At 61.6% G+C, this 25,547-nt stretch carries 25 protein-coding genes; 8 read left to right on the top strand and 17 right to left on the bottom strand.

Annotated features, from left to right (window positions below):
- Window positions 1-5 precede the first annotated feature (5 nt).
- Together CABTHER_RS08245 and CABTHER_RS08250 are read right to left on the bottom strand one after the other, a co-directional pair.
- Window positions 6-2,426, bottom strand: coding sequence for a VIT and vWA domain-containing protein (locus CABTHER_RS08245; RefSeq protein WP_014100165.1), 2,421 nt, complete (start codon window positions 2,424-2,426; stop codon window positions 6-8).
- A gap of 112 nt (window positions 2,427-2,538) precedes the next feature.
- Window positions 2,539-3,288: a hypothetical protein gene (locus CABTHER_RS08250; RefSeq protein ID WP_148263993.1), complete on the bottom strand. Its 750-nt coding sequence runs from the start codon at window positions 3,286-3,288 to the stop codon at window positions 2,539-2,541.
- Window positions 3,289-3,557: 269 nt separating this feature from the next.
- Here CABTHER_RS08250 and CABTHER_RS08255 point away from each other — a divergent pair, with 269 nt between their 5' ends.
- Both CABTHER_RS08255 and CABTHER_RS08260 read left to right on the top strand, forming a co-directional pair.
- Window positions 3,558-4,220 carry an RNA polymerase sigma factor gene (locus CABTHER_RS08255; protein ID WP_014100167.1) on the top strand — a complete coding sequence of 221 codons (663 nt, stop codon included), beginning with the start codon at window positions 3,558-3,560 and terminating at the stop codon, window positions 4,218-4,220.
- Window positions 4,221-4,237: 17 nt separating this feature from the next.
- The gene (locus CABTHER_RS08260; RefSeq protein WP_041569164.1) at window positions 4,238-4,843 is read left to right on the top strand and encodes an energy transducer TonB; all 606 of its coding nucleotides are present in this window, start codon (window positions 4,238-4,240) and stop codon (window positions 4,841-4,843) included.
- A 79-nt stretch (window positions 4,844-4,922) separates the two neighbouring features.
- Here CABTHER_RS08260 and CABTHER_RS08265 read toward each other — a convergent pair whose 3' ends face one another.
- The 9 genes from CABTHER_RS08265 to CABTHER_RS08310 are packed head-to-tail and all read right to left on the bottom strand — an operon-like array spanning window position 4,923 to window position 13,037.
- Window positions 4,923-5,375, bottom strand: coding sequence for a molybdenum cofactor biosynthesis protein MoaE (locus CABTHER_RS08265; protein ID WP_014100169.1), 453 nt, complete (start codon window positions 5,373-5,375; stop codon window positions 4,923-4,925).
- A gap of 8 nt (window positions 5,376-5,383) precedes the next feature.
- Complete coding sequence (locus CABTHER_RS08270) at window positions 5,384-5,641, bottom strand: MoaD/ThiS family protein (protein ID WP_014100170.1); 258 nt, start codon at window positions 5,639-5,641, stop codon at window positions 5,384-5,386.
- On the bottom strand, window positions 5,638-6,384 hold the full coding sequence (locus CABTHER_RS08275; RefSeq protein WP_014100171.1) for a 16S rRNA (uracil(1498)-N(3))-methyltransferase: 747 nt from the start codon (window positions 6,382-6,384) through the stop codon (window positions 5,638-5,640). Before CABTHER_RS08275 ends, CABTHER_RS08270 begins: the two co-directional genes overlap by 4 nt.
- A 21-nt stretch (window positions 6,385-6,405) precedes the next feature.
- Window positions 6,406-7,419 carry an ABC transporter permease gene (locus CABTHER_RS08280; RefSeq protein ID WP_014100172.1) on the bottom strand — a complete coding sequence of 338 codons (1,014 nt, stop codon included), beginning with the start codon at window positions 7,417-7,419 and terminating at the stop codon, window positions 6,406-6,408.
- Complete coding sequence (locus CABTHER_RS08285) at window positions 7,403-8,911, bottom strand: ABC transporter ATP-binding protein (RefSeq protein ID WP_014100173.1); 1,509 nt, start codon at window positions 8,909-8,911, stop codon at window positions 7,403-7,405. The genes CABTHER_RS08280 and CABTHER_RS08285 overlap by 17 nt, the downstream gene beginning before the upstream one ends.
- 3 nt (window positions 8,912-8,914) lie before the next feature.
- Complete coding sequence (locus CABTHER_RS08290; RefSeq protein WP_014100174.1) at window positions 8,915-9,976, bottom strand: BMP family protein; 1,062 nt, start codon at window positions 9,974-9,976, stop codon at window positions 8,915-8,917.
- Complete coding sequence (locus CABTHER_RS08295; RefSeq protein ID WP_049787520.1) at window positions 9,973-10,677, bottom strand: DedA family protein; 705 nt, start codon at window positions 10,675-10,677, stop codon at window positions 9,973-9,975. The genes CABTHER_RS08290 and CABTHER_RS08295 overlap by 4 nt, the downstream gene beginning before the upstream one ends.
- 21 nt (window positions 10,678-10,698) lie before the next feature.
- Window positions 10,699-12,492, bottom strand: coding sequence for a hypothetical protein (locus CABTHER_RS15820; RefSeq protein ID WP_014100176.1), 1,794 nt, complete (start codon window positions 12,490-12,492; stop codon window positions 10,699-10,701).
- Window positions 12,492-13,037: a hypothetical protein gene (locus CABTHER_RS08310; RefSeq protein WP_014100177.1), complete on the bottom strand. Its 546-nt coding sequence runs from the start codon at window positions 13,035-13,037 to the stop codon at window positions 12,492-12,494. Before CABTHER_RS08310 ends, CABTHER_RS15820 begins: the two co-directional genes overlap by 1 nt.
- Before the next feature lie 173 nt (window positions 13,038-13,210).
- Between CABTHER_RS08310 and CABTHER_RS16655 the strand changes: the two genes are divergently transcribed.
- Window positions 13,211-13,636 (top strand): CoA-binding protein, encoded by a 426-nt coding sequence (locus CABTHER_RS16655; protein ID WP_081464798.1) that lies wholly within the window; start codon window positions 13,211-13,213, stop codon window positions 13,634-13,636.
- 90 nt (window positions 13,637-13,726) lie between these two features.
- Window positions 13,727-14,080: a hypothetical protein gene (locus CABTHER_RS16660; protein ID WP_081464799.1), complete on the top strand. Its 354-nt coding sequence runs from the start codon at window positions 13,727-13,729 to the stop codon at window positions 14,078-14,080.
- Window positions 14,081-14,278: 198 nt separating this feature from the next.
- Here the strand turns inward: CABTHER_RS16660 and CABTHER_RS08320 are convergent, their stop codons facing one another.
- Window positions 14,279-16,957, bottom strand: a complete 2,679-nt coding sequence (locus CABTHER_RS08320; protein WP_014100179.1) for a ComEC/Rec2 family competence protein — start codon at window positions 16,955-16,957, stop codon at window positions 14,279-14,281.
- Between the two features lie 178 nt (window positions 16,958-17,135).
- On the opposite strand from CABTHER_RS08320, the gene pilB reads away from it, so the two are divergent.
- From pilB to CABTHER_RS08335, 3 genes are all read left to right on the top strand, one after another.
- Window positions 17,136-18,980 carry a type IV-A pilus assembly ATPase PilB gene (pilB, locus tag CABTHER_RS08325; RefSeq protein WP_014100180.1) on the top strand — a complete coding sequence of 615 codons (1,845 nt, stop codon included), beginning with the start codon at window positions 17,136-17,138 and terminating at the stop codon, window positions 18,978-18,980.
- Between the two features lie 187 nt (window positions 18,981-19,167).
- Window positions 19,168-20,337 (top strand): type IV pilus twitching motility protein PilT, encoded by a 1,170-nt coding sequence (locus CABTHER_RS08330; RefSeq protein WP_014100181.1) that lies wholly within the window; start codon window positions 19,168-19,170, stop codon window positions 20,335-20,337.
- Window positions 20,338-20,603: 266 nt separating this feature from the next.
- Window positions 20,604-21,833, top strand: coding sequence for a type II secretion system F family protein (locus tag CABTHER_RS08335; RefSeq protein ID WP_014100182.1), 1,230 nt, complete (start codon window positions 20,604-20,606; stop codon window positions 21,831-21,833).
- A 99-nt stretch (window positions 21,834-21,932) separates the two neighbouring features.
- On the opposite strand, the gene CABTHER_RS08340 is transcribed toward CABTHER_RS08335, so the two are convergent.
- Window positions 21,933-22,814 (bottom strand): hypothetical protein, encoded by an 882-nt coding sequence (locus tag CABTHER_RS08340; RefSeq protein ID WP_014100183.1) that lies wholly within the window; start codon window positions 22,812-22,814, stop codon window positions 21,933-21,935.
- 120 nt (window positions 22,815-22,934) lie between these two features.
- On the opposite strand from CABTHER_RS08340, the gene CABTHER_RS08345 reads away from it, so the two are divergent.
- The gene (locus tag CABTHER_RS08345; protein WP_014100184.1) at window positions 22,935-23,579 is read left to right on the top strand and encodes a zinc ribbon domain-containing protein; all 645 of its coding nucleotides are present in this window, start codon (window positions 22,935-22,937) and stop codon (window positions 23,577-23,579) included.
- Window positions 23,580-23,659: 80 nt separating this feature from the next.
- On the opposite strand, the gene CABTHER_RS08350 is transcribed toward CABTHER_RS08345, so the two are convergent.
- The 4 genes from CABTHER_RS08350 to CABTHER_RS16665 form a co-directional block, all read right to left on the bottom strand.
- The gene (locus tag CABTHER_RS08350; protein WP_014100185.1) at window positions 23,660-24,004 is read right to left on the bottom strand and encodes a hypothetical protein; all 345 of its coding nucleotides are present in this window, start codon (window positions 24,002-24,004) and stop codon (window positions 23,660-23,662) included.
- 6 nt (window positions 24,005-24,010) lie between these two features.
- Window positions 24,011-24,397: a TM2 domain-containing protein gene (locus CABTHER_RS08355; RefSeq protein ID WP_335334117.1), complete on the bottom strand. Its 387-nt coding sequence runs from the start codon at window positions 24,395-24,397 to the stop codon at window positions 24,011-24,013.
- Between the two features lie 119 nt (window positions 24,398-24,516).
- A complete protein-coding gene (locus CABTHER_RS08360; protein WP_228374045.1) occupies window positions 24,517-24,930 on the bottom strand; it encodes a TM2 domain-containing protein in 414 nt (137 codons plus the stop codon).
- Between the two features lie 55 nt (window positions 24,931-24,985).
- Window positions 24,986-25,546, bottom strand: coding sequence for a DUF4190 domain-containing protein (locus CABTHER_RS16665; RefSeq protein ID WP_081464802.1), 561 nt, complete (start codon window positions 25,544-25,546; stop codon window positions 24,986-24,988).
- Window position 25,547 lies beyond the last annotated feature (1 nt).

The following is a 25,547-nucleotide window of genomic DNA, read 5'->3' on the forward strand; positions in this document are numbered from 1 at the left end:
TTTGGCTAGTTGCCCAAAACATCGAGCGGAACTTCCCGGCTGGCGACATTGTGGGCAAAGTCTTCCGCCGTCACAAGCAGGACGTACCGCCCAGCAGGCAGCCCCGGCGGCAGCCGTAACACCCCGACGTTTGTCTTGCGCTGGGCGTCCCACCTGACCGGTACGGGCAACCCACCGGCCAACCGCGCGGCAATGCGCCGGGTATCGGCATCGGCCGCCACCAGAACCTCGATGTCCTCACCGGCGCGGGCCGGCGTCGGCTTGGTGGTCACCTGCAACTGCGGCGGACGGCTGTCAATTGTAAAACCTTTTTCCTCCTGGAAGACCTGTCCGTGGGCATCGGTCAGCACCAGCCGACAGCGGTAACGCCCATCCTGCATCGTCTTCGGAGCAAGAAAACGGGTTTCCCACACATCTTCCGAAGCGAGATAGGTCAGCGGTTTGACCAAGCCAAAGGGAAAGACGGCGACCACCGAGCGAATCGAAGCGTCTGTCCGTACGCGCAGCACCGGATCACCCGGCTTGATGACCCGTGGGCGCAGCAGCGCCCGTGGCGCGGCCAGAAAAGCCGTGTACGGTGTGACGATGTTGTACTTCTTCGAGAGCGCAATGACCTCAGCAATGAGTGCCTCGTCTTCGCCATCGAGCGCCATCCGGCGCAGCAGGGCGCTGATACGTTCCTGCGCCCACAGCCGGGGCAAGTGGCTGTGTGTGGCATCGCGTTCCGGCAAGGCCCCGGTTGCCGTCGCCGTGACTGACCGGCCAGCCTGGGTGCCGCTGACCGTACATTCCACCTGCGCCACCGGTCGCCGATAGCGCCCTATGAAGCTGACCCGCGAGCCGTCATAACCGGTTGTTTCCTCGGCAGGGTACACCGCGTAGGCATTGTCCGGGTCACTCAGGCGCAGCTTGAGACCCTCAACCGGACGCTGCCCGACCCTGGCAAAGAAGGCATCCAGCCGGAAGGTCAGATCGTCCGTTTCACGCCCGAACTCACTGACGCCCCGGCTGACCCGCGCCAGTTCACTGAGAAATTCCCGGTTGGCGTCCGCGCCCACGCCAAAGGCAAAGACCCGCACCGGTGCGCCTCCCCTGGCATTGGCTTCGGCAAAGTCCCGGATGAGCTTGTTGCCGCGCGTGGTTGTCAGCGTCGGATTGCCGTCTGTAATCAGGATGAGGGTGCGCTCATCCCCCGGCAGAGCCTTCGCCAGCGCCAGTCCGCGCTGGAGCGCTTTGGCAAAGTCCGTCCCACCGCTCAGGTAACTGCGCCGGATGAAATCCAGCGCCCGCGCCGTGTTTTCTGCCGTTCCGGTCTGGGGTGTCTCGGAAAAGGCCTGTACGTCGTCGTTGAACAGCACGAGATTGAAGCGGTCTTCGGGGCGCAGCGACTTCAAAAAGAGACTACAGGCTTCATACGCCCGGTCGAGCTTTTCAAAGTTCATCGAAAGCGACGTATCCAGCATCACCACGACCGACCGTGGCGGCGCTGGCGTGCGCCCGAAGTCACTGACCGGTTGCCCCCGCTCGTTGAACAGGGCCGACACTTCAAAGTAGCCATCCTCATCTGGCTTCGTCCGATTGGGATCACGCAGGTCATAGGCCAGCAGCGGCTCCGGCGAACGATAGGCAATGAGACTGGCGCTGGTGCGGGACACATCGAGTCCGTAGTCAAAGGCCAGGTCCTGGGTCAGCGCCACGCCTGCGCCCTGATATTCGGCCACCACACGGTTGACGCCCATCGGCGTGACCTGAAGCGGGTAAGCCGTGTCGCGCTGCCGGAATCCCACCAGTGGGAAACCGCTGGTGATGTCCACGCGAATAGACAGGCTGCCAACAGCTTGCTGGCCGTACTGGGAAGGTTTGAAGGGCAACGAAAAGAACGACCGCAATCCGGCAACCGGCACGGCCTCGACATATTCCAGCTCAACGCGCTTGGTGCCGTAAGCCGGAATGGGCACGAGACGGACGGTAAAGGCCGTGGCCCCACCGGCTTCGTCCTCCTGTGTGACCAACCCCGGATCAATGGCCTGCCGTTTGAGTTCGGCGTAAACTTCCTGGGCACGCGGCAGTTCGAGCATCACGCCCGGAATCCGCACATCACCATCCCAAACAGCAAAATCGGCAATGGCTCCACTCGTCGGCAGCCGGAAGATGTACTTCCCTTCCAACGGCTGATTTGTCCGGTTGGCATAAATCTGGACAATGCGCACCCGTGCGAACTGTTGATCAATGCGGATGTCCACCCGCATGTCATCCAAGGCGATGCGGGTCGGATCGGGCCTGGCTTCATCGCCGGGCAGAACGACGCCCGACTGGGCTGCCGCCGGAAGCCCTCCACCGGCAATGACCAGCCACAGGACAGGCAAAACCCAACGTGCCCAGCCGAGCAGCCGGACCCAGTGCAGATGGTAAACGTGTGGGAGCATGGTCTTGAACGGCCGGAGCAGAATTTCTGGATGCGGCGCTACATTACACCTTCACGCCTGTGGCCGGCTACGTTCAAGCTAAAAAGTTTTTCTTGAATCTGTTTCGCCTTGCTTAGCGCGTTATGCCGGGCTGATGATCGCCAAACTCCACAACTTCAACGGCCGGCTCGGCCGGCGGGGCAAACTCATCCCACCCGGCGATGACCACGCCCAACCCACCGTCAGGAAAACGCTCCATCATCCGGGCAATGTCAGGCATCGGTTCGGCCGAAGCTTCCGTGACGGCGCTGGCCAGCAGGTTTCCGGTAGTTTCCACCCACACGTGCTCCCAGTTCTCACCGAACTTCATGCGTCCAACGTAGGCGTAGGGAGAATGTACCGTGTACTCGCGGCTGCGCCACATCCGGGCCGGTGTGCCGTCTGCCGTCGCCACATAGCCGGCCAGATCATACTGCACCTGCTCGGTTGTCGCCGTTGGCGCTTCGCCGGTCAGGTGAGCCGCAGCCAGGGCGGTGGTGACTTTCGGCGTCGCCACGGCAACGCCCGTCGGGGTTTTGCCAGACCGGATTCGGGCAACCGGCTGTGAACCGAAGGTGGCCTTTCGTACGGCTTTCCGCCCACCGTTGCGCATCATCCGGCGGCGGACCTTTTTCCGTACCGTTTTCTTGCCGGAGACTTTCCCGGAAGTCTTCTTCACCGTTCCGGTTGGAAGGACAGAACCGGAACCGGTCTGCGCCAGGGCATCCACGTTCAGAACAGCCAGCAGGACAAGCAGGATGAGGAAGGTACGGCGAAACAGCGCAATCACGGGAAGTACAGCCTCGCGGTGGGTGATGACGTTCCTGCCCTTGAGCTGGGGCAAGTGGCGTGCCAGACCTGTGGCGGCTTTGTATGGACAACCTAAATTCTTGAAAAGAAAAATCTTGGCTACACTGTAAGGCCAACTGACACCAGCCTTCGCCCGGCTTCCGGCGTTCAGCACCCACACAGCCGATGCGTAACCTGACAGTGCCGAAGGTGTGATGCCAGTGCCAGCGCCAGCAATTTTCGGGAACCTTTTGCGCCCAAAGGTGTCAACGCCATTGCATTGCACCCAAGGCTGGCTGCCAGCACTTCATTTGGAGCGCTTCCATGTCATCGGCTTCCGAACTTCCGCTCCCACTTTCACTGCCAGCAGACACGGTGGCCACAGGGTCATCGGAAACCGCCCGGCCGCTTTCCACGGCGGAAGGTGAGTTGCTGGATGGAATTCGCGCCGGCTCACACGCCGCGTTTGAAGTGCTGGTGACGGCGCACCAGAAGCCCCTTTACAACCTGCTCCTGCGGGTGCTGGGCAACCCCGATGACGCGGCCGATGTCCTGCAGGAAACCTTCCTCAGCGCCTATCGCGGCGCCGGCAGCTTTCGCGGAGACTGCGACATCCGCACCTGGCTCTACCGGATTGCCATCCGCCGCGCTGCCAACCATCGCCGGTGGTGGCGGGCCCGGCGACAGACAGCCACGGTTTCGCTCGATGCCGAAACCGAAGCTTCGACGCCGTCACTGTCTGAAACCCTTGTTGCCCCCAATGCCGACCCGGAACAGCAGGCCCTGTGGCGGGAGCGTCAGGCGCAGGTGCTGGCGGCGTTGGCCCGGCTCAAGTTTGACTTCCGGGTGGCGGTGGTCATGCGGGACATCCGTGGCATGAGCTACGAAGACATTGCCGCAGCGTTGGAAATCTCCGTCGGCACGGTCAAATCACGCATCGCCCGGGGCCGCGCCATGCTCCGCGCGGCACTCAACCTTCCGGCTTGAAGGAAAACGGCAAGCACATGACGAACGATACACCCACCGATCTCGATGCCCTTCTGTCTGCCTTGCCCGAAGTGACGCCCCCGGCACACCTTCACCGGCGCATGGTGACGGCGCTTGACGTGGAAGCAACCCGCCGCCGGCAGCCGGGCAAATGGCCCCTGTGGCTGACCGAACACCCCCGGCTCATCGGCTACGGACTGGGGCTGGCGGTGGCCACGTTCCTGTTTGGGAGCCTGTCCATCCGGGTCTGGCAGCCGCTCCACTACCTCACAACCGAACCGGACTACGCCCTCGTGTATGTCCCCCACAAGGCAAACCACCGCTTCGTCGGCGACCTCACCCCAACCGCCACACGCCCCTACCTCACCAGTGGCAAGGGATTTGACACGCTGCCAGCCCGTCTGGCCGGTCAACCGGAGGGCATGCTCGTCATCGCCGAAATCTCCCCTTCCGGCGAAGCCCGCTGTGTGGATGTCGTTGAACCCGAAGCCGATGCGTCACTGGTGGCAGCCGTCAATCAGGCCCTGCGCAGCATGACGTTCCGCCCGGCGACCCGGGCCGACGGCCGTCCGGTTGCCGCCCGCATTGCCCTCTACCTGGAGCAGATAGCTGTCCGGGGTTAGGAATGGGGAATGGTGAGTAGCGAATGGCGAGTGGTAGGGGCAGTGAACTGCCCGTACTGGCGAGTGGGGTGGCTGACGCCTACGGCAGCGATGGGCGAACGCCTTCCACCCACACGTCGCCATCCTCAAAGTATTCGTGCTTCCAGATGGGCACGGTTGTCTTGATGCGGTCAATGCCAAAACGGCAGGCGTCAAACGCCACGGCTCGGTGCGCAGCGGTCACCACCACCAGGACACTGGTCTCCGAAACATGCAGTCGCCCGATGCGGTGGATGAGTGCCACACGGTCAATGTCAGGAAACTTGACATGCGCTTCCGCAGCCACCCGGCGTAGCATCTTCACCGCCATCGGGATGTAGGCTTCATAGTCAAGGTGGCGCGTCCGCCGTCCGTGCAGGTTGTCCCGCACAACGCCTTCAAACGTCACGACCGCGCCGGCACATTCGCGCACCAACTGCCGGACGACCGCCTGGGTCTCGATAGGTTCCGCCACGATTCCGACGAGATCGCCATTATCCAGATGTTCGATCATCCCGGCTTTCAACCTCCGGCAATGGGTGGGAAAACGGCCACGTCATCCCCGGCGCGAATGGGGGTGTCGGGCCGTGCATACTCCTCATTGACGGCGACGAGCAAACTGCCCTCAAACGGCGCAAGCTGCGGATACTGCCGGCAGACCGCAGCGAGGACCGCGGCTGCCGTCGTGGGTACGCTGACCTGTACCGAGGCCGTTGGCTGACCAATCAGCGCCCGGCACTGACCAAACACAGCGATGTCAAGCCTTGTGGAGACGGTCATAGCGGCTGACCTGCAACATCACCAAAGGTTGTCTGGAGTAAGCCCACGGCCAGTATAGCAGCCGTTTCAGCCCGCAGGATGCGCGGCCCCAGCGTGATGCCGTGCGCTCCCTGCGCCTCAGCCAATTGCCGCTCGTCCTCGCTCCAGCCACCCTCCGGGCCCACCAAGGCCACAACCGTTGGCAGATGACCCGGAAACCGGCTGACGACCGCAGCCCAACCATTTCCCTGCCGTTCGGTGAAAAAGAATTTGACACCTCCCGACAAAAGCACATCTGTAACCGGCTGCGGTGGCAGAATGGGCGTCAGGTAGCCCCGTCCGCACTGCTTTGTGGCTTCACGACTGATGCGTGACCAACGCTCAAGTTTTTCTGAAGCGCCACGAATCAAACCCGGTTCAACATGGCGCGTCACCAGCGGAACAATACGGGTGACGCCAAGTTCAACCGCCTTTTGGATGACCCACTCAAACTTGTCCGCCTTGAGCAGCGCCACACCCAAGGTCAGATCAAGTGGGGATTCGCCAAGCGCCGGGAGTGGCGCATCCAGCGCCAGCCGTACGCCACGCTTTGAAGCCTCGGTCACTGTCGCCTGAAACACCTGCCCCTGCCCATCAAAGACCGTTACCACCTCGCCCACTCTGATGCGCAGAACATGGACAGCATGGTGCGCTTCATCCTCCGCCAACTGGACGGAAGTCGCCGTAAAGTTTTCTGACGGTGCATAGAAACGATGTCCCGGCACAGTCCAGCTCCACTGAAGACGCTAGGCGGCAACGTCACGCCGTCCGGCGAGAATGACGGCCAGCATGACCAATGCCTCGATGACGCCGGCCAACCCGGCCGACACCCCAACGGCCCGTTGCAAACCAGCAGCGCCGACTTCCAGCGCCCCAAAGGCCACAGCAGCCGGAATCACCCCCAGCGGATGCTGGCGGGCCAGCAGGGCCACAGCTACGGCCATGTAGCCATACCCCGGCGAAAACTGTTCATAGAGACGGTGACTGACGCCGAGCACTTCCACCCCGCCGGCCAACCCGGCGCACCCGCCGCCCACAGCCAACGCCAGCCAGGTCATCCGGTGCAGCGCAATGCCTGCCGTCGCAGCGGCCACCGGGCTGCTTCCGGCCACCCGCAAGCGCAAGCCGGTTGGAGTGTAAAAAAGCCAGACATAACCGACCACGGCCAAAACCAGCGCCCACAGCGTACCGCTGTGCAGACGGGTCGGGGGCAACCAGCGCGTCAGCCACAGGGCTTCGGACACCAACTCTGTCTGCGGATACCCTTTCGAGGCTTCCTGAAGCGGCCCGTGAACCAACCAACTCACCAGCCAGAAGGCGATGAAGTTGAGCATCAGCGTTGAGATGACTTCATTGACGCCGCGCGTGGTCTTGAGCCAGGCCGCCACGAGTGCCCACGCACTTCCGGCCAGGATGGAGGCTGCCAGCACCGGCCCGATCGCCCACGGCGTTTCCAACCGCACGCCTAGAAACACTGCTGCCAACGCACCGAGCAACATCTGCCCCTCGGCGCCAATGTTGAACTGCCCGCCCCGAAAGGACAGCGAGACGCCCAGCCCGCACAGAGCCAGTGGCGTGGCTTTGACCAGCGTATCAGCAACGGCAAACGGGCTCCCGAACGCCGACTGGAACATCACCTGCAGGGCCGGCAACGGCGCGTAGCCGGCTACCCGCAGCACGAGCATCCCGGCGGCCAGAGCCGCCAGCAGCGCCAGAACTGTCCGCCCCACCGGATGCCACTTCTCAATCCCGGCAGCCATAGCGTTCCCATGTCGGACCGTCGCCGGCCATGAGCCGGCCCAGGTCAGCCGGTGGGATGTCAAATGTCAAAGAGGTTGACAGTCGCCCTCGGTAAAGCACAGCAAACCGCTGACAGAGTGCCTGGATTTCGTCGAGTTCGTTTGACATCAGAACCAGCCCCAGCCCCTGCCGGCAGGCCCCGCGCAGGGCCCGGTGAATCGTGGCCACTGAGGCCACATCAACGCCCCAGGTCGGATTGACGGCCACCAGAACCCGTGGCCGCGGAGCCAGTTCCCGCGCCACAAGCAGCTTCTGCTGGTTGCCGCCGGAAAGCGCCGCCGCCGGAGCATCGGCATGTGGGGTGCGGATGTCGAAGTCACGGATGAGCGTCCCGGCATACTGCCGCAGGGCGGCTCGGTCGAGCAGCACGCCCCACCGGCGCCAGTCCGGTGCGAGTTCGTCTCCCAGAATGACGTTTTCGGCCACCGACAGCTCAAGCGCCAGACCAGCCTGCCGCCGGTCGGGCGGGATGTACCGCAACCCGGACGCCAGGCGCGCCCGGCGTCCGGCCGGTAGCGGACGACCATCCAGCCACAGGTTTCCCTGCATCGGGCGCAAACCTACCAGGGCTTCGGCAAGTTCGGTCTGCCCATTGCCATCCACACCCGCGATGCCGAAGATTTCGCCCTCCCGTACCTCGAACGAAATCCGGTGCAGGGCTGTCCGGCTGCCGTCAGCCGGTACGGTCAGGTTTTCGACGCGCAAGCGCACCGTTTCTGCCGGTGGCGCTGTGGCGCTATGACCCAGGGCGGCTGAAGCCAGGTGCTCGCCCACCATGGCGGCTGCCAGCACATCGGCTGTCACCTGGGATGCCGGATATTCGGCCACTACCCGCCCCTGCCGCAGCACGGTGATGGTATCGCACAGCTCCAGCGCCTCACGGAGCTTGTGGGTAATGAAAACGACGCCAGCGCCGGCCGCGCGCAACTCGCGCAGCAGGTCAAACAGCGTCTCCACTTCGGGCGGCGTCAGAACGGCCGTCGGTTCATCGAGCAGCAGCAGCGTGGCCTGGCGATAGAGCGCCTTCAGAATTTCAACGCGCTGCCGCACGCCCACCGGCAGCCCGCCGACGGCGACATCAAGCACCTCCCACAGCCCCAGCCGTGCTGCCAACCGGTCCAGGCGCGGACGGTCTGGCGTCCGTTCACCGAGCAGGACGTTTTCACGCACCGTAAAGCTGTCAACCAGGTGGAAGTGCTGGTGAACCAGACCAATCCCGGCAGCAATCGCCAGCCGGGGCGAAGTCAGCCGGAGCGGACGGCCATCCCGCTCAATCCGCCCCCGGTCCGGCTGAACCGCCCCGAACAGGATGTTCAGAAGCGTGGATTTTCCGGCGCCGTTTTCGCCCAGAATGCCGTGAATCTGTCCTAGCCGGAGCGTCAGGGAAACCCCATCCAGCGCCGGCACGGTTCCGTACCGCTTGGAGATGTCGTGAAGCGCAAAGGCGGCCAACGGCTACGGCTGCTCCTTGAAAACGTCAATCTCGCCTTTTTGAATCGCCAGGGTCAGACCGTTGAGCTTGCCTTCGATTTCCTTTGGAATGAAGCCTTTCTTGATGGCAAAGCCAACGGCGTTGTCCCGAATGCCCAGATGGACGACTTCGCCCTTCTGTTCTTTTTGCAGGATGCGGCGGACAATTTCGGCCAGCCCCTGCGGGTTGCTGGTCGGACTCCCCACGATGTGGTCCGGCGCCAGATGGGACTGGTCTTTCTGCATCCCGAAGGCGCGGATGTTACGCTCCTTGACGGCCTGAAAGACACCGGCCGCAGCGGCATCGCAGTCGTGAATGAGAAAATCCGCCCCTTTGTCAATCATCGCCAGAGCCTGCTGGCGCGCGGCAGCCGTATCCGTCCAGCTTCCAATGAAAGCAATCATCACATCTATCTTGGGGTTGATGGCCCGCGCTCCGTTGCGGAAGGCATAGAGGTTGCGCGCCGAAGCCGGAATGTTCTGTCCACCAATGGCCCCGATGCGCCCCGTTTTGGACATCATCGCGGCAATGGCTCCGGCCAGATAGGAAGCCTGCCCAGTGTCGAACACGACGCTCACGACATTCGGTGCGGCTTTGTCGCCGGCCGTCACCACGAAGGTTGTCCGGGGAAAGTCTTTGGCAACCGCGAGGGCCTGATCGGTGAACTCGCCGCCGTGGCCGATCACCACGTCAAAGCCTTCCTGGGCAAAGGCCCGGAAGCCCTGCTCGCGGTCGGCTGGACTGTCATTGACCTGCTGCTGGCGCACTTCACAACCCAGCTCTTTCTCGATGATCTTGAGGGCGTCGTACCCAAAGGCATTCCACCCGTCATCGCTGATGGGGCCGGGACTCAGAAGCGCCACACGCGGTTTCTTCTCACCGGAAGTCGTCGGTGCAGCCGGTTGGGATGCAGGAGTTGAAGCCGGTGTATCCGGCGCTTTGCCGCCACAAGCAGCGCCCACGATGAGCCAGAGGAAACCGGCGATACCAGGCAGCCAGGAACGTCGCCGATGGTGAAAAAAAACGAAAGGGGTTGAGACACTCACGGTACTCTTTCAGAAGAAGCCAGCGGGGTGGTCGTCGGGGGGGCTTCGGCTGCCGGGCGCGGTCTCCATCGCTCGCGCAGCACTTCAATGACAGCCGGCAGCACCGATACGACGATAATCCCCAGAATGACGAGTGAAAAGTTCTTCCTGACGAACGGGATGTTGCCAAAGGCATAGCCAGCGTAGGTCAGCGAGGCAATCCACAACACACCGCCGATGACGTTGTAGATGAGAAACCGTGGATAGTGCATGGCGCCAATGCCGGCGACGAAGGGGGCAAACGTCCGTACGATGGGGACGAAACGGGCGATGATGATGGTCTTCCCGCCGTATTTGGCATAGAAGCGCGCCGTACGGTCAAGATGCCGCCGGTCAAAAAGGCGTGACGTGTCGCTGCGGAAAACGGCCGGCCCAACCCGTTTGCCAATCCAGTAGTTGACCGTATCCCCCAGCACGGCGGCGACACTCAGGGCCACCACCACGAGGTGAACATCGAGCACGCTGCCGGGTGTCGCGGCCAGGGCGCCGATGGCAAACAGTAACGAATCGCCGGGCAGAAAGGGCGTCACCACGAGGCCGGTTTCGCAGAAAATCACCAGAAACAACAGGACGTACAACCAACCGCCAAGCTGACCGCCCAGGGCGTTGAGGTGTTTGTCGAGGTGCAGGACGAGATCGAGGAGGTATTTGAGCAGTTCCATCATCGGGTCTGGTGCGCGGGTTCAGCGTTGCCGGTTCGGCGCAGTGGGCGTGGCAGTTGCCGGTTTGGTCTCGGCTTCGCCCGACGGGGTAAACGTTCCCTGGATGAAAACAGCCGGGACTTCTTTCATGTCCTTACCGTCGCCGGTCACGATCCGTTTAAGCGACGACTGGCGATATTCCGCATCAGCAACCGTCAGGGTGTAGCGCCCTTCCTGCTGGGGTTCAAGCCGGTTGGGGACAAGGTAGATGGTGCGGCGTTCCGGGGGTGCGCCTTCCGGCTGACGGGGATACAGCTCAATCTCGGCCCGCAGTTCATAGAGCGTCTCGTTGGTGATGTTTTTGACGAGACCGGCAATCGTGACCATACGGACGACTTTTCCTCCAGCTCCCTTCGGCGCGGAAGAATAGGCGTTGGCATACTGGCGCACTTCCACCTGCTTGACCGGAAGCGGCGGCGGAGGCGGCGACTCAAGCCCCAGGGCGCGTGGAATGGCGGCCAACCGCTCCGCCCAGGCTGGAGGCAGCAGCCAATTGCGTACGGTGGGGAAAAAGACGACCACCAGCCCACCCAGCACGACGGCATACACCACCAGACTCACCCCAAGCCAGGCTGCCTCGCGCCGAATCCCGGTCGGGCGGTCATCGGCCAGAAAGCGCGGTGGCGCAACTGAAGACGCGGACGGCGACCCGGCCGGTGGCAACGTCCCGGCCGGTGGTTGCGGGCGTACGGCCGGCACCTGCTGCACGGGCAGCGGTAGCGGCGGGGCGGGCGGCGCCCCCGCCGGAGCGGAAACCTCGGGGTGGGACGGGTCTGTGACCGCCGAAGCCTTGGCTTCCCGGCCCAGGGCCACCGTTTCCGCGGCCGCAATGACGGCCGTGGTCGCGGCCGAGGTCGCTGGCGTCACAGGTGCCGGCTTCGGGGGGGCTGCCGCGTCTGGCGTTGCCTTCGGTGCCGCTGCCGGTGGGCGCAGGGACTTCCGCTGGACGGGAAGCCGCTCGGTCAAACCGGCGCGCGGAGGATTCGGTATGGTTTCCGGCTCAGGCGCGGGTGGCACAGGTGGCGGAAGCAATGAACCCGTCGGGCGGCTGCCCAGCGGGCCCGTTGTCTTTGGGCCCATTGTCTTTGGGGAAGCCGGAGGTGGTGCGGGTGACGGTGCCAGTCGCGCCCGGATGTCCTCGGCAAGCAAACCCGATGGGGTGGAGGAAGGTTCAGAGGTGGAAGCCCCGGCCACGGGTGCAGGCGTCAGGGGCGTTGTGGCCGCGTCCGGGTCAGGCAGGGGAGCAGGGTGGACGCCGCCTTCAGACGCTGGGGCCGGTGGGCGCACAGGCTGGTCATTCGTGGCCTTCGGGCGGATTGCAACCGGGAGAACCGGCGCGGCGTGAGGCGCCAGCGAGGACGTTGCCGGGGCGGACGAAGCGTTTTCTGATCCTGACCAGTAGGCGGCAATGTCTTCTGCCACAGCTTCCGGCGGCGCTGGCACTGGAGCTGAAGCCGGGGTAGAGTGCAGGGCAGGCGATGGTGCTGCCGGAGCGGCTGGGACGGGTGCGACCGGTGGGACAGACAACGGAGCCCCCACAGGAGTCTCGGCGACAAGCGTCGGCGCGGGCGGTGCCTCACTGGAGACGATTCCAAGCAATCCATCATCGCCAATGTCCCGCTGGTCAGGGGCAGCCCGCAGGCTCTGCCAGGCCACCCACAGCAACACCAGAGCCAGCAGGACAAAGAACACTATCAGCGTCACGCCGGCAATAAACCACCACTGGGCGGCCGGCATGAGGAAACCAGGGCTGACGAGGGCTTTGAGTACAAACATCAGGATTCGCCGTTGAGGTGTTTGATGATGGCTTCGAGGATTTCATTTTCCTTGATGCCCTTGGATGGGCATTCAACCCAGACGCCACCGGTTTCCGTCTGATACTCCCCTTCGATGCGGGCATAAACTGTCAACTGGGTGCGCTGGGGATCAAGCGGCAGGGCTTCCAGTTCCAAGGCGTAGCGCCCGCGTACCCAGGTGAAGTTCCCTCCACCGGGACGGCGCGCGATGAACTCCAGGTTGGCGCCGGAAGTCAACGCGCCACGGGTGAAAATGACCGGTTTGGTCACAAGGCGTCCGGGCTTTTCGGCGCTCAGTTTTTCATCCAGGACAAGTTCGCGGTCACTGAGCACCTGCCGGATGGCATCCAGCAGCGTATCGCGCGGCACGTTGAAGGTGTAAGGGTTGGGCAGCATGGGCTTTCTTTCCTTGCCCCGCCCCCAACTGATCTGCCCTGTGGCCGGGGCGCACCACCCGCCGGCGAGAACCCCCAGCAGCAGTCCCACGGTGAGTACCCATCCCTGGAAGTTTGTCGTCCTGGTCATCCGAACCCCCTTTGTGCCCGCCGGCACGGTAGATGTCTGGCTGGCATTGCCTCAAATCCAGCCCCAGCATAGGGTGACACCAAACGCTATGGTAGCATTTCACGGCGGCTGGCGGCCTTACGTTCCAGCGGACGTTCCCACGCCGTGAAATGTTTTCCCAACGAAGAAACATCATGACCGACCATTTTTCTGTTGCTGATTTTCAGCGTGAGGCTGACCTTGCGTGGATTCTGGAAAACTGCCGCCGGATTGCGGTCGTCGGGCTGTCGTCCAAACCCGACCGCGCCAGTCATGGCGTGAGCCGGTTCATGCTCGAATGGGGTTACGACATCATCCCGGTCAACCCCATGGAAGTCGCGGTTTTCGGGCGTCCGAGCTATCCCGATCTTGCTTCCATCCCCGGTGAGGTGGATTTGGTCAACGTTTTCCGGCGCTCGGAAGATGTGCCGCCGATTGTCGAAGCCGCTATTGACAAGGGTGCCAAAGCCCTGTGGCTCCAGCTTGGGGTTGTTCACCCCAGCGTCCAGCGGGCGCGGGAGGCCGGTCTGCGCGTGGTTGTGGATCGCTGCCTGATGATTGAACGGCAGCGCCTGGGCTGACCCCGGTGGTTCGAGCAGGGTGAAGGTTTCAAAGAACCGCTGCACGTCGTCCCGGTCCAGCTCGATGGGAAAGGTTGTGATGACGGCCAGTTGGTAAAGGCGTGGCGCAGCAAAGATGAAGTCCACGCGGCCAAAGATGGCCTTGTCATCGCGCATACCACCGAAGAAAACGGCGCGCGCCGGATGGCCCTGAACGATGTAGCGGTCTTCCTGCTCGATGGCTCCCTTGTACGGGCGCAGCAACGCATCCCGCGCCGCATCCATGACCTGATCCGGCGTGGCGTCTTTCAGTTCCAGGCGGGTAAAGGTTCTGACGGCCACGCTGCACAGGGTTTCATTGGCCGACAGGCTGGTGAATGCAATGACGGAGCCGTTGGCGCTGTCCTCACGCTTGGGCTGCTCGAAGCCGCGCGGCAGACGGACGCGGAAACCGCCGTCGGTTGAAACGAGTTCAAAACCGGTGCGGGGCTTATCATCCGGGCGTTCCCGCTGCCGTCCGCTCTGGGCTGGCACAGCCCCGACCGCGGCCATCAACCAGTACACCGTCAGGAATACAACACACCACCTCATCGCCCTAACCTCACCTGATGCACTCTCCCACGGCGGCCGCTTCCAACCCGGACTGGCATCCCTGGCGCCCCGTCACCAGACACCCGTGCGGCCGGCGTAAGTTGCAACGCGCAGGATGTCGCCATTCGTTTCAAACGTCACCGCACCGTCCCGTCCGGTATGCCACTGCGCGGCCCGCGGCAGAAGTGCCGCATAGCGATTCACCACCTCCGGGTGGGGATGCCCAAAGGGGGACTGTCGCGGCACGCTGAAAACCACGTGCGCCGCCTGGGTGGCCCGGATGAAGTCAACTGAACTCGAACTGCGGCTGCCATGATGGGGTGCTTTCACGACATCGCAGGTGAGGTTGGCTGGTTGGGCCACAAGCTGGCGTTCCGCCGCAGCTTCGATGTCGCCCGTGAGAAGGAAGGTGCGCCGGCCGTACTCGACCCGCAGGACGACGGAATCATCATTGGCGCCGGTCGGGACCGCTCCGGCCGGCGGCCAGAGAAAAGTCAGGGTGACATTGCCAAGCTGAAGGCGCTGACCAGTGCCAACGGCCTGGCGTGGAATAGCCCGGCGATCAAGTGCCTGCACCAACCGCCGAAATACCGGGTCATCCAGGCGCGCTGGCCCGTGCCAGACTTGGCCCCATTCAAAACTGTCCACCAGCGGAATAAGTCCCCCGATGTGGTCGGTGTCGGGGTGCGTGGCCACCACGGCGTCAAGCCGTCTGATACCACGCGCCCACAGGCAGCGGGCAACGACGCGCTCACCGATGTCCAGGTGGTCTTCACGAAAGCCATCCGGCCGGGGGCGGCGGCTGTCGGACTGTCCGCCGCCATCCACGAGGATGCTTTCACCGGTTGGGAACTCCAGCAGGATGCTGTCTCCCTGCCCGACATCCAGGAACGTCACCCGCAGCCAGCCGGCCGGCGGCATGCGCCAGGCGCGCGGCGGAGCCACACTCAGCCAACCGAAAACGACACACAGCGCAGCCCCCAGAATGACCGGGGCCACCTCGTGTCGGCGGCCGGAAGGCGGCACCAGCGGTTGCCACCGCTCAAGCGCCACAACCAGCAGGAGACACCCCAGGGCAAAGCCGCCATACAGCGCAAGCCCCCACCCTTCCCAGTGTGGCACCCGCCAGCTTCCCCATCGGCTTCCCACTTCGGCCACCCGGACGAGTCCGTGAACACTCCCGGCGACCAGCCATTTGACAAGCGCGGCACCCGGCGGGAAGACCACCAGCAGGGCAAAGTACGCCAGCGTGGACAACAACACGACACTCATCATGAGTTCTGCCACCAGTGTCGCCACCCCGCCGCCCGGCGTGAGACGGTTGAAGTAGAAGAGGTTGAGGGGCAACAGGACGATTTGCACACAGGTACTCGCCAGCAGCAGCCCAAAAGCCCACCGCAACCCGGTTTGGAGGTTCCAGTCGCCAAATCCGAGGCGTTCGAGCCGCGCTGCCCAAGGGGATTTCTCCAGACGGTACGTCACCGGCTCACCCCGCATCCGGGCCTGAAACGCCGAAGGTCGCCAAAAGAGGGCCTCGGCCAGACGGCGGATGAAACGCGGCGCATGGGGCGGATAGGGACTGGTACGTTTCGGCTGCCAGGCACCAATGGCCCGCAAACGGGCATGGATGGGCGCGGCCACGCCGACGAGCGCCAGGACTGCGCCGAATGTCAACTGAAAACTCGCGGCAAAAAGATTCGAGGGCTGCGTCACCAGCAGCACGCAAGCGCAGGCTCCCAGAATGTTCAACCAGTGCGGCCGGCGATACCACAGACCGACGAACTGCCAGATGGAAACCGCCACCACGGCCCGCCAGACCGGCGGATCGAGGCCGACCAACAGAGCGTAGCCCCACGCCGCAGCCAGTACTGCTAGCGCCACGGCCCAGCGGTGGATACCAAAACGGGTCAGTATCCAGGCCATGAGTCCGGCGACCAAGGCAAAATGCGAACCCGAAATGACAAGCAGGTGAAACGTCCCACTTTGACGGAATGCGTCAGCCCAGGTGGCATCCAGAAAGCGCTCACTCCCCAGCACGACTCCCGCCAACAACCCGGCGGTGCGGGCGTCGAAGTCCCGCTGCAACTGGTAGATGGCATGCAGCCGCAGTTTTTTCAGCCACGAGCCAGCCGGTGAAGCCGTGGGGCGCAGGCGCGTCAGGGTAATGATCTGACCCTGAGCATCATAGCCGCGCCAGTCGAGATAGTCGCCGACCGCGTAGCTTCCCGGATTGGCGTAGCGGCCCCGGCGACTGAGGGTGGCGGTGACAGCAAGCAGGTCGCCTGGCGTCAGGGTTGCCTGCTCCCATTCGTGGACATGCTCGGGGCGGGTCAGCGGCAGCACCAACCGTACCCGTCCGCGTGCCGGGACAGGAACTGACGACGGTGTTGACTGGAGGGTGGCGACATCCACATCGAAGGACAAACGTCCGACGGCCGGTTCAGGCCAGTCGGCAAGCTGGCCTGTCAGCCGAAGCGAGGTATCCGGCGGCAAGGTCCGCAGCCGGACGCGCACCCGGTCAGGGGCTTCCCGTGCCGCCTGCTCCAGGGAAGCACACCAGGCTCCGCCCAGTACTGTACATACAGCAGCCAATCGCAACCCGGATTCCGGGAAAAAGCAAGGCTGCCGTCGCTGGCTGGCCCACAACAGCCAGACGCTGAAACATCCCAGTCCCCACCACCAGGGCGAGGTTTCAGGTAGCCAGGACGCAAGCAGGATGCCGCCGCTCAGCCAGACCGCAGCCCAAAACATTGGGCAGTGACGACAGGCACTCGGCTGCCTGAAGCTCTGGCTTGACATGCTTGCAACCATTCACTTAGTTTCCATACCAAACTGGAGAAAAGCCAACCTCGTACAGCTCCTGCAAGCTGAGCTTTACACGTAAGCGTTTCTGGTCAGTCTCGACCTCTTACCGCAGGGTATTCGGAAAATGTCAGCAAAACTTGGTGAAGTCCTCATCAAGGAGGGACTAATCACACCCCAGCAGTTGAAGGAAGCGCTTGACTACCAGCGGGCTCATGGTGGTCGGCTTGGCTCCATTCTTGTTTCGCTGGGGATAGTGCAGGACGAGGCCATCACAGCCGTTCTGAGCCGGCAATACGGTGTTCCGGCCGTCAACCTCGATCTTTTTGACGTTGACCCGAATGCCGTCCGGCTCCTGCCCGAAGAAACTGCCCGCAAGTACATGGTCCTGCCATTGGCGCGCAATGGTTCGACGATGACGCTGGCGATGGTGGATCCGGCCAATGTCTTTGCCATTGACGACATCAAGTTCATGACGGGTCTCAACATCGATCAGGTCGTTGTTTCAGAGCTTTCGCTTGAACGTGCCTTGGCGCGCTACTACGCCCCGGAAAAGGGACTTGTTCTGGCGGAGAAGATGAGTGAGTTCTCGGCCGGCCTCAACGACCAGTTCAGCCTCAGCAACCTCGTCGGCACCAACTCGCCCACTACTACAGCGCCTGTTAACCTCGAAGAGGCTATGCAAGAGATTAGCGAGGCGCTGGGTGAAACCGATCTGGAGGTTAGCGAAACCGAAGAAGATGTTCTCGATCTCAGCGCGGCCTCAGCCGATGAAGCGCCGGTCGTCAAGCTGGTCAATATGATCCTGGTCAGCTCGCTGGAATACGGGGCAAGTGACATCCACATCGAGCCGTACGAGAAAGAGTTTCGTGTCCGCTTCCGCGTGGATGGTCTGTTGCGGGAAGTTATGCGCCCACCGCTGAAAATGCGTGCCGGGCTGACCTCACGCATCAAGATTATGGCCAAACTGGATATTGCCGAGACCCGGCTGCCCCAGGACGGACGCATCAAAATCAAACTCAAACGCGACACCGGCGTGCGCGACCTGGATTTCCGCGTCTCGACGCTGCCCACGATCTGGGGCGAAAAAATCGTGCTTCGGCTGCTCGACAAAGAGAAGCTGATGCTTGATATGACCAAGCTGGGGTTTGAGCCGGAAAGCCTCGAAAAATTCAAACGCCAGATTGCCAAACCCTACGGCATGGTGCTGGTGACGGGGCCGACGGGATCGGGAAAAACCAACACGCTCTACTCGGCACTGGCCAGTCTCAACACGCCGGACACCAACATCATGACGGCAGAAGACCCGGTCGAATTCAACCTGACTGGTATCAACCAAGTGCAGATGAAAGAACAAATCGGGTTGAATTTTGCGGCTACGCTGCGCTCATTCCTGCGCCAGGACCCCAACATCATCCTCGTCGGTGAGATTTGTGACTTTGAAACGGCGGAAATCGCCGTCAAAGCGGCCCTCACCGGGCACCTGGTGCTCTCCACCCTGCACACGAACGATGCCCCTTCGACCGTCAGCCGCCTGATGAACATGGGGATTGAGCCGTTTCTGGTTGCCACTTCGGTCAACCTTATTCAGGCACAACGACTTATCCGGCGCATCTGTACCGAGTGCAAGGCCCCGGCCAAAATCCAGCCGCCGGCTCAAACGCTGATCGAGCTGGGCTTTACTCCGGAAGAGGCCTCGAAAGTCGTCATCTACGAAGGGACTGGCAAAACCAAGGACGGGCGGGAGTGTCCGAAGTGCAAGGGTTCGGGTTACAAGGGCCGGGTTGGTCTTTACGAGGTGATGGAAATGAATGATGAGTTACGTGAACTCATCCTCATCGGCGCCTCGGCCTTGGAGTTGCGCAAAAAGGCGATTGAGCACGGGATGCTCACACTGCGGCGCAGCGGATTGCGAAAAATTATGGATGGGATCACCACCATCGAAGAAGTGGTGCGGGAGACGGTTCTGTGACCACCCGACTCTGGTCCATCAGCCACCAACCCTGACATAGTGCGGATGTCAATGCTGACGCAGGGGCTATGGTATCAGGCCGGGGACACCAACCTGAGTTACTCCTACCGACGCACACACTGCGTCTGAACCCTAGACACGCGGGCAATGCGCCTGCCACAAGCGCCAACCCAGGGAGGGACCTGCCATGTCGTCAAACCTCGTGCTGAGCGACCTGCTTCGGAAAATGATCGAGCTGGGCGGCTCAGACCTGCACATCACCACCAACTCACCACCTCAGGTCCGCGTTCACGGGCATCTGCGTCCGCTGGACTACCCGGAACTGACACCAGCAGACACCAAGCAGTTGGCGTATTCCGTATTGACCGACGCCCAGAAGCACCGTTTCGAGGAGACACTCGAACTCGACTTCTCCTTTGGCATCAAGGGCCTGTCCCGCTTCCGGGCCAACCTCTTCAACCAGCGCGGCGCTGTGGCAGCGGTCTTCCGGGCTATCCCCTACGAAATCCGTACCTTTGAGGAGTTGGGCCTGCCGCCGGTGGTCAAGAAGCTGTGTGAAAAACCACGGGGTCTCATCCTCGTCACTGGGCCGACCGGTTCCGGCAAGTCCACAACCCTCGCGGCCATGATCAACAAGATCAACGAGGACCGGCACGAACACATCATCACCATTGAAGACCCCATCGAGTTTCTCCACCCGAACAAGAACTGCCTCGTCAACCAGCGTGAAGTCCACGCCGACACGCACAGTTTTGCCAACTCCCTGCGCGCTGCCCTGCGGCAGGACCCTGACGTGGTGCTTATCGGGGAGATGCGTGACCTGGAAACGGTTGAAACGGCGCTGCGCATCGCTGAAACCGGGCACCTGACCTTCGGCACGCTTCACACAAACTCAGCCTACTCGACCATCAACCGGATCATTGACATCTTTCCAGCCCACCAGCAATCGCAGATTCGGACGCAACTCAGCCTGGTTCTTGAAGGCGTGCTGTGCCAGTCGCTGCTTCCTAAAGCCAACGGACAGGGACGCTGCATGGCGCTCGAAATCCTTGTTCCAAACTCGGCCATCCGCAACCTCATCCGGGAAGACAAAATCCACCAGATTTACGGAATGATGCAAACCGGGCAGGACAAATTCGGGATGCAAACCTTCAATCAGTCATTACTCAACTTGTATCTCAGTCGTCAGATTACACTCGAAGTGGCGATGGCACGGTCGCACAATCCCGATGAGTTACAGGACCTCATCAACCGTGCCACCAGCGGGGTCGGCGGCGGCGCCATGCCGCCCGGTGGACGGCCGATGCCACCGGGCGGTCCGGCGCGGCCCGGCATGCCTCCCCCTGTTCGCCGGTAGCCAGGTCTGATCGGATGGATGAATCCTGCAAAGTCACGGAGTTTTCACTTCGTGACTTGCGCTCGGCGCTCATATCGTCAACAATATGTACACGCTTTTCATCGAATACATCACACTTGAGAAATCACCGGCAGTAGGGTGGTGTTGTCGGGCGTTGTCCCGTAAGTCACAGTCGCTGGGCAAGGCGATAGCGCCACAGTTTGTTTGAGGTATAGGGCTTTGTCCAAAGCCGTTGCAGATGCATCCGTGTAAGGAGTGATTCGGTCATGCCGACGTATGTTTTCGTAGGACGCAATCAGCTCAATCAGCAGGTGCGTGGCGAGCGCACGGCTGCCAACCGTGAGCAGCTCGAAAGCATGCTCCGCCGCGAACAGGTCACCGTACTCAGTGTCCAAGAAAAAGGCCGGGACACAGCGATTGCCCTGCCCAAGTTGGCCGGCGGGAGCGTCAGCGCGAAGGAATTGGCCATCTTCACACGTCAGTTTTCCGTGATGATTGACGCCGGCTTGCCGCTCGTCCAGTGCCTTGAAATCCTTGCCTCCCAGCAGGACAAAAACAAATACTTCAAACAGGTTCTTACACAGGTGCGTTCGGATGTCGAAAGTGGCTCAACCCTTTCCGATGCCATGTCCAAACATCCGAAGGTTTTTGACAACCTTTACACGAACATGGTGGCGGCGGGGGAAACCGGTGGTATTCTCGATACTATCCTGCAACGGCTCGCCACCTTCATCGAAAAAATTGTCAAGCTCCGCTCGGATGTTATCTCGGCCCTGATTTACCCAGCAGCGGTCATTGTGCTGGCTGTTGCAGTCATCTCGGTCATTATGGTCGTGGTCATTCCGGCCTTCCGCAACATCTTTGAGGGGCTGCTTGGGCCGGGTGAACGGCTTCCCCTCCCAACCGAAATCGTCATTGGGATCAGCGCCTTCTTGGCTAGCTACTGGTGGCTCCTGCTTATCGCCATAGTAGGTATTGCCCTGTCGATTCGCTCTTGGTACGGGACACCCGCCGGGCGGCTCTTCATTGATCGCCTGATGCTCAAGATTCCCCTCATCGGCGACATCCTGTTGAAGATTGCCGTTGCCCGTTTTTCACGTACGCTGGCTACCCTTTTGTCAAGTGGCGTCCCGATTCTCGAATCCCTCGACATCACCGCCCGTACCGCCGGAAATGTCGTGATTGGCAACGCCATCAATCGTGTGCGCGACTCAATCGAACAAGGACAAACTATCGTTGAACCGCTCAAAGCCAGCGGTGTATTTCCTTCAATGGTGTGTCAGATGATCGGTGTTGGGGAACAAACTGGCGCTCTCGACGCCATGCTCTCCAAGATCGCCGATTTCTATGAACTCGAAGTGGATGCCGCCATTGCCAACCTCCTGACCCTCATTGAACCGATCATGATTGGCTTCCTGGGTGTCACCATCGGCGGCATCGTCATTGCCATGTACCTGCCGCTCTTCACCCTCGTCGGCAAACTGGCAGGACGCTGATCCAGACTCAAACGTACTGTACGGCTATTCGCTGGGCATCGTCACTAACAGTGTGGCGATGCCCTAAACTTTTTCCAACCGGCTTCCTGCTCTCTCAACTCAATCGCGTGGCGGGCGTCTAGTCATCGCCCAAGAAGGCAACGTCAGCACCGGACGATAGTTACCTTCCTCAAAGCTGAACTTGAAGTAGCCATCAAAGCGCGCCACATCCGACAGTCCCTCACCGCGCGCCAGCGTCGGCATACGGAAGCGGTCATTGAACTGTGAGTAATCCACCGTTGCCGAAATGGACCGGATGTTTTTGAGGTTCTTGTCGAGAACCTCCAGGTTGTACATACCGTCTATGGTGAGCGTCAGCATTTCGCCCTGTTCGTTCAGGTAAATCACTCCGGAAGCCAGCGGGACCGTCCGTGAGCGCGTCCGGGGACGGAACCGGAAGGCCAGTTCCCCCTCACGGGGGGAAGTCGTCGGCTCAAACTCGTAATAGGCAACCCGCTCAGGCGTCAGTGGGAAAAAAATCAGGTCGAAAAAGCCCTGGGCCGAGAGGATGGTCAGTGCCTTTGGGTCAATCCGGCTCTTGGGGCGTCCGTTGTCATCCGTGTCGCTCACGATGCGCGTCAGTACCGGATACTGCCCGGTTTCATCAGGTCGGGTCGCTGGTTCGACGATGACTTCGGTCTCACGATTCTGGCGCTGGCGGCCCGGCGCATCACCGGGCCGGCGTGGTTTCTCGTACCGTTCAATCACCAGCCGTTGCCGATAGGCACAGCGATCACGCACAACAGCCGATTGGAACTGGTTACAGATTGTTCGGCAGATGACGGGGGGAATCCCGCTACAGTCATAGCTTGGACTGCCGGGGCATTCCGGGCTGGGGATGGGTGCCGAAACCGGCGCGCCAACCGTCGTGGACATACCGCTGAAGCCGAGCAGGCCACCGGACAGCGCCATGGCCAACCAGGGTCTGAGTGCATACGTCATGGCTCTGTTTTTCACCTCAATCGTGGTTGCATTCCAGCAGCCTGGCGTTCTACAAGCAAGGCTGACATCGTTCAATAAGGTAGTCCGAACCTTATTGTCATCCAAGTCTGGAGTGCTCGCATGCAAGACCGCACCTATCGCCTTCCCGCAGGATTCAACCTCACGGCGCTGGCCAATGACATTCGGCATTTTTTTCTGATGCGGGACCACCGCGTACAGGTTGTGCCGGTCGGTGGGGCCACGGTCATCCAGGCCGTCCGGGACTCAACACTGACAACCCTGCTGGGCCAGTCCTCTGCCCTGACGGTACGGCTTCAGGTCTTGGGTGACCGTCTGCTTGTCGAGGTTGGTACGAGCAAGTGGTTGGAAAAAGCCGCCTTGGGGGTAGTGGGCTACGTTTTGCTGGGGCCGCTTGTTGTCCTTCCCATCGTTGGTGCATTCAATCAACTCAAGCTGGTCGAGGACTTGTGGACTCACATTGACAGCCGTCTGGCGCAGCCCTTCGAGTTCTACGCGCCGACGGCACCGCCTGAACCGTCGTACCGGGCCTATCAGCCGCCGCCGGCTGCGCCAGAACAACGCTGTCTCGCCTGCCAGTCTCCCATGCCAGCTAATGCCATCTTCTGTTCACGGTGCGGAGCGAAAGCTTCCGTCGTGCCTCACACCGCAGAAGCAACGTCCGGGATGCCGTCCTGTCCTCAGTGCGGACTCGTCAACCAGATGGGGGCCCGTTTCTGCTCCGGCTGTGGCTACCGTTTTCCGTAGGGCTTCACGGGGATGGCGAGTGGCGAGTAGCGAGTGGTGAGTGGCGAGTAGTGAATAGTGAATGCACTCCAAAGCCGAGCTCAGGTTGACGAAAGGTAAAGCCAGAGAAACCGGATCAGGCTCACGAGGAACGACACCGTTCCGATCACACCGAGCACCAGACTCCAACGCGCACGGCGTTGAAGCCTGATCAGTCGCTCCCGGACGACTTCCGGCAACGGGTCATGGTCCTCAAGGCGAAGGATGGCAGCCTCAGACTGAATCGCCAGAAAAAGCGCAAAAACGCCCAGCGGAAGAGTACAGAGCCAGCCGATCAGCGCGGAGATAATGCCGAGCGCCAGCGCCAACATGGTACGCCCTTCCAACCGCGCCACTTCATCAAGCGGCAACTTCACGGCTGGCGGGGCATCAGCAGGTTCCAGCACAGTCCCTCAAAACCAGCCGCGGCGTCCCTGAATATAGGTCGCCACGAACTCCTGATCGGATTTGGTGAGATACATAATCCCTTCCACCAGTCCGATGATGCCGGAGATCAGGCTGCCAAGGCCACAGGTCAGCACGGTAATCCCCAGCATGATGAGACCTTCCACCGTGTACCCCAGGATGAATTTGTGAACGCCAAACCCACCCAACAGGATACCGCAGATGGCCGCCGGGATTTTCTTTTCAGCGCCGGGGATGGGCCCACCCACCGGCGGCGGATAGGGCGCGGGTTGATACGACGGAGGAGTTGACCCACCGTAGGGGCTGGAGAAGAGGTTCAAATCAAGGGCCAGTCTGGGTCCATTCGGGGTTGCCAGGCGCATCTGTCGGAGCATTGCCGTTCTCTCAGGTGAGGGGAAAACCAATACAGCAGGGTCAAGACATTTCCCCAAAGCCAGTCGAAGCTGCCTCAAGCTTCGCCTCATCAGAGGACAAGCGTGGGCAGGGGGATTTCTCAAAACCAGGGGCGCCGCCCCTGAACATACGTCCGCACAAACTCTTCGTCGCTTTTGGTCAGATACATCACGCCTTCAATCAGCCCAATGACCGAAACTGCAAAGGGGATAATGAGCAGGACAAACCCAATGCCACAGGTCACAAGTCCAATGACGATGGAAAGGATGAAGCCGCCCACCGTGCCGGCGGCCATGATAAGCCCTTCCTGCTGATAGCCGAGCAGAAATTTATGTGCGCCGAAACCACCGAGAAAGATTGCCAGCAGGGCCGCCTGCATTCGCTTCTCTGCACCCGGCAGTTGCCCCCCTGGCATGGGGGGCATAGGTGGTGGATAGGATGGTTGCTGGTAGGGTGACTGGGAAGGCTGCCCGTAAGGTGTTGTCAGAATAAAGGAACCAGGTAGTGTCGCCAATGTTGTCTTCTCCTCTCAAAATGGGACTCAAACCGCCAGATGGCCCCTGAAAGCATCACCTGGAGACGAGGCTCACCAGCGTCCACAGCAGCCAGAGGGCAGTGGCCACCCCACCGAGAATCATACCGACAAGGGCCATGGTTTGACCTTCCATGACCCCTAAGCGCTGCAAGCTGTTTTTCGCTTGCATCCCAAGCGCCAAGGCAACCGGCCCCAGCAAGCCACAACAGAGCAATCCCAAAATTCCCAAGATAAGCGACGTCCGCGCCCGCCCTTGCCAGTGCTGTGCCTCGACGGAAAATGCCGGGTTCTGATACCCAACCTGTCCGTAGAGTGGCACCCCATACGCCGGAGTGACATCGGGAGTTACGTAAGGCTGCTGATACGGTGCCGGTGGTGGCATTCCATAGGGCGAGGGCGTTACCGGCGGAGGATAGGGAGGATAGGACGGCGCCTGGTAGGGAGATTGCGGCTGGGTTGGAGCCTCAAAAGGACTGGTTGCTACAGGCGGTGTCGGGTCAGTGGGCCTGACAGTTGGGTTCGGTGCTCCACAGTTGTAGCAGGCCGCAGCCGAATCAGGATTGGAGGTGCCACAGTTTGGGCAGTAGTAAGGCATG

This window comes from Chloracidobacterium thermophilum B (assembly GCF_000226295.1).
In the GTDB taxonomy this organism is placed as follows: Bacteria; Acidobacteriota; Blastocatellia; order Chloracidobacteriales; family Chloracidobacteriaceae; genus Chloracidobacterium; species Chloracidobacterium thermophilum.